Source organism: Mycoplasma sp. 3398, assembly GCF_053851555.1.
The window spans coordinates 1-4,666 of the sequence record NZ_JBSQAW010000014.1; the positions used below are offsets into that span (position 1 = coordinate 1).

Sequence of the window (4,666 nt, forward strand, 5' to 3'; positions counted from 1 at the left end):
TGCTTTTCCATCAATAAGATTTAAGGAATTCACTAACGCTTGAGAACAGGAAAGGCTGGGGAATTTATTGAATTATATTAGGCCTGATAATTTTTATACAAAATATGATGAAATACCAGAATCTGGGAAAAATCCGGTTTTAACAGCTAATAAATCATTTATTTTAGGCTATTCAAATGAAGCAAATACTTTTGATAAGGAATGTATTATTTTTGATGATTTTACTCAAGATTTTAAATATGTTAATTTTCCTTTTTTAGTTAAATCGAGTGCTATTAAAATACTAATTAATAAAAATACAATGTTTGATGTTTACTCCTTATTTTTAATTATGTTAAGTGTAAAACTTGAAAATTTTGGGCATGCTAGACACTACATTAATTTTGTTCAAAATAAAAATATTATATTATGTGGTTTTCATGAAATGAAAAAGATAAGAGAAATTTTTAACAACATAAACACCCTCATCACCCTTCATCAGCGTGGGCATAATTGGGGGAGAGATGAGAAAAAAATCAGAAATTTTATTTTATAAATATTTTCAAAATTGAATTTTTGTATATAAAAAAGGTTCTATAAGAAACGTTAGTTTTAAAAAATACGAGTTATCATTAGATTGAATAATTAAATTGGTGCCTGAGTTAAGATTGTGCGATATAGATAGAATGGAATACCAAAAAATATTGAATGATTATGCTACTTATCATGAAAAACAAACAACAATGGATTTTCACCACCATTTAAAAAGCGCATTATTAGATGCATTTGATGAAGGTTTAATAGATAATGATCCTACTAGAAAGGTTGTTATAAAGGGTAAACCACCTAAAAAGAAAGCACAGAAGTTTTTAAGTCAATTTGAGCTTCAATTGCTCCTAAAAACCTTGAAATTAAACGAAAAAATTAATTGTGATTGATTGTTGCTTTTAATAGCGAAAACTGGCTTGCGGTTTTCGGAAGCTATAGCAATCACGCCGGAAGACTTTGATTTTTCAAAACAAACATTGAATATAACTAAGACATGAAATTATAAAGAAAATGGTGGTTTTTTACCTACCAAAAATAAAACTTCGGTTAGAAAAATTCCATTAGATTGAATGACTATTTCACAGTTCTCGAGTCTTGTTAAGGACTTGCCAGGTGATAAACCTATATTTATCTTTAAGAAAAAAATTTATAATTCTACTATTAATGATACACTTAGCAGAAGATGCAAAACAGCAAATGTTCCTATCATAACTATTCACGGTTTAAGACATACTCATGCATCATTATTGTTGTACGCCGGGGTATCGATTGCTTCTGTTGCTAAAAGGCTTGGTCATTCTAGTATGAACACAACTGAGAGAATATATTTGCATATTATTAACGAGTTAGAGAATAAAGATATCGATGTTGTTATGCGTTCAATATCGAGTTTAAACTAAAATATATCAATGCCCACACTAAAAAATAGAACCAAATAGGTTCTATTTTTTTCCTTGTATTGCTTTATAAGATCAATAATTAGGGGTCTTAGCTTATATTTAGGGCCGTCCGGGGATTTAACAAGCGGTCAAATATAAGCTTCAAAATTATTGTTTTTATTAATGTCTTCTTTAATATCTATATAGCAATTATTTACGAATTCTTCAATTTTTTCTTTTTCGAGTCCATATATCGCTAATTTATCAAGATTTTTTTGTAGTTCTTCTTGTTTTTTTTGTTTTCAAAAGTCATTTAAACCAGGTTTATTATTATCGGGAAGATTACATCATTCCTTAATTCATTCGGGATTTTTAATATAATACTTGCTTAAAACATGAGGTATCGATTTGCAAGTTCTTAATTCTAATTCAAGATTTGTGAAAAAATTTTTATCATAAAGTTCTTGCTTTTTATTGTTTTGAATATCTTTTAGAATTTCAGTATTATAAAATCTAAGCTCATCATCCGAATCATTAAAAGTTGCTAATGAATTAAGATTGGTTAAAATAACATCAATTTCATATATTTTCACATCAATTCTTTCGGATATTTCTTTATCAAAGGACATCAATTTTTCATTTTCTTCTCATTTAAAACTCAATAAGTTTAATGAATTTATTAAGCGTTTAATTTCGCACAAATGATTATAAGCCTTTTTAAGATTTTTAACTTTGTTTATATCATCAGTGTCAAATGATTCAATATTTTCAAATCAGTTAATGCCTAATTCTTTGAATAATTTTTCAACTTCTTTATATTCTTCATTTGCATATTTTACTATAGATGATGTATCGGAAACTGTGATTATTGTTAAATCCTCATAAGCATATTTTCTAAATGCATCCTCAACATTTTTCTTCATGTGATATGGAAATTTGTAAAAATGTGCTCTACCAAATTCTTTATGAATATTATATTTTCTATTAGTTCGCGAAACACTTTGGACTAAATTTTGTGATTCTTGTTGTTTATCAAAATATACTGTTTGAATATATTTTGAATCAAAGCCGGTTAACATCTGATTTACTACAATTAACAAGTTTATAGTTTTTGAATCATCATCTTGATTCATATTGATTCTTTTTAGTCTTTGCGAAATGTCTTTTTTGAATAGTTCGTGTTCATCATTTTGGTTAATAATTTTAAAATCGAAGTCTTGTTCGTATTTTTTATATATTTCTTTAAATGCTTCTTCAAGCTTTTCAAGTTTTTGTGGAGACTCATCACTATCTAATGATCTTGTAAATAAAGCGGTGAATTTAAAATTACGTTTTTCATCTTTTATATCAAGATCATTTATATGTTTATTAAATATACGGAAATATTTTATTGCATCTTCAATACTTGAAGTGGCCAAAATTGAAGAAAAATTATATTTAAAATCATTAGATTTCGCCAAATTATATCAATCGTCTAAAATGCTTTCAACTACAAGATTTTTATATAAATCGCTTTCATAAATATAGTTAATCTCATCTTCTAATTCAATTAGTTTATCCAAATTATCTGATTTTTCATTAAATTCTTCTAATTTTTTAGTAACTTCATATGGAGCATCATTTTTTAAAGAAAGAAGCTCTTGTTTTAATGTTTCATTTTTAATGGAATTTAATTTTTCAGTACAAAATTTTTTATTATGTTCAATATTGCAATTAAATGCTCACTTATATAAATCTTCAAATATATTATATTTACAACTAAATTTTAGAACCTTTTCTTGTACTATAGCATCCCCTAGAGTATAGCTATGTAATTTTTCGCCAAAAATATCATATGTATTAGGTGTTTCATCAAAAATAGGGGTTCCAGTAAAACCGAAAATTATGGTTTTTTTCTTAAAGGTATTTTTAATTTTGCTCATCATTGAGCCGAATGTACTACGGTGGGCTTCATCAAAGATTAAGACAATTCTTTTTTTATCAAGAATATTTTTATGATCTTCATTTATACGATCTAATTTCTGAATTGAAGTTACAATGATTGGTTGATCTTCGTTTTTTCTTGTCTTATTTTGTAAATCTCTTGTACTAGAAACATCAGTAACCTTTTTATCATGTTTTACAAACTCATTATAGGTTTGATCCACTAATTCAATTCTATCAGCTACAAATATTACTAAATCAGCAAGATTATGCTCAATTATTAATGAACTAGTCTTAAAGCTAGTGAAGGTTTTTCCTGAACCTGTAGCATGTCAAATGAATCCCCCTTTAATAGGTTCATCATTTTCTGCTAAAAAAAGATCCGTTTTTCTAATTTTATCAAGAATTTTCTTAACAGCATAGTATTGGTAACTTCTTAAAATTTTTAGCTCATCGCCGTCCGGAATAGTGTAGTCACAAATTAATTCTAATGACATTGGAATAGATAAAAAGTTTTTAACGACATCAACTCAATTATTAATCTCATTTTTATTAGTCTCATCATACCAATTAATAAATTTTAATTCTCTATTTCTTGGCGAATATTCCATTTTTAGTGGATTCATTGCAACTACTATATGAATGAATTTAAAGATACCATTATAAATGCTTTTTGTTGCTTCATTATAATTTATTAATTGATTTTTTGCATTAATAATACTTTTATCTTTATTTTTTAATTCAATATGAATAAGTGGTATTCCATTTATTAATAAGAAAATATCGCTTCTTTTTTGGTCGTTATTAGCATTATTAATTGTAACTTGTCTTGCAATTTGAAAATAATTTTTACCACCGTCATTATTTAGTTGTTCCTTATGAATTAAGGTTAAAGGGATTATTTTTTGTTCTCTTTTTAATTGCAATCCTTGATTTGGTTTTATAATGTTTCTATTAACTTGAGCAATATTTTGTTGAGATTGTATTTCATTTATTAATAGATCTAATTCTTTTTCAGTGATTGGTTTACCGTCAAGTTTATCCACATTGTTATGGTTTAAGATACGCAATCAATTTAACTTTAAATCATGTTCGCTAACATTATTTAATTCATTATCAATATTTAATTGACCAAAACCTTGATTTTTTCAACCATTATCTAATAAAAGCTTTACAACATTTTCTTCGAATTCGGCTTCATTTTTGAAATTTTCATTGTTAAAATTAAGTTTTGACATATTGCTCCTATACAAACATCTTTTCTAATAAGGTTTTTTTGATATTTTCTAAGGCATTTAACTTACGCTGATGAAGGGTGATGAGGGTGTTAAAAAAAT

General features: G+C 26.3%; 3 protein-coding genes. 2 read left to right on the plus strand and 1 reads right to left on the minus strand.

The window, feature by feature from the left end:
* Together ACWXVK_RS03180 and ACWXVK_RS03185 are read left to right on the plus strand one after the other, a co-directional pair.
* Nucleotides 1-535: hypothetical protein (locus ACWXVK_RS03180; RefSeq protein WP_456017231.1), on the plus strand; the 535-nt coding region annotated here is incomplete at its 5' end.
* A complete protein-coding gene (locus tag ACWXVK_RS03185) occupies nt 504-1,427 on the plus strand; it encodes a site-specific integrase (RefSeq protein ID WP_456017233.1) in 924 nt (307 codons plus the stop codon). The genes ACWXVK_RS03180 and ACWXVK_RS03185, both read left to right, overlap by 32 nt.
* On the opposite strand, the gene ACWXVK_RS03190 is transcribed toward ACWXVK_RS03185, so the two are convergent.
* On the minus strand, nt 1,424-4,567 hold the full coding sequence (locus ACWXVK_RS03190; protein ID WP_456017235.1) for an HsdR family type I site-specific deoxyribonuclease: 3,144 nt from the start codon (nt 4,565-4,567) through the stop codon (nt 1,424-1,426). The two genes, ACWXVK_RS03185 and ACWXVK_RS03190, sit on opposite strands and share 4 nt — an antisense overlap.
* Between the last annotated feature and the right edge of the window lie 99 nt (nt 4,568-4,666).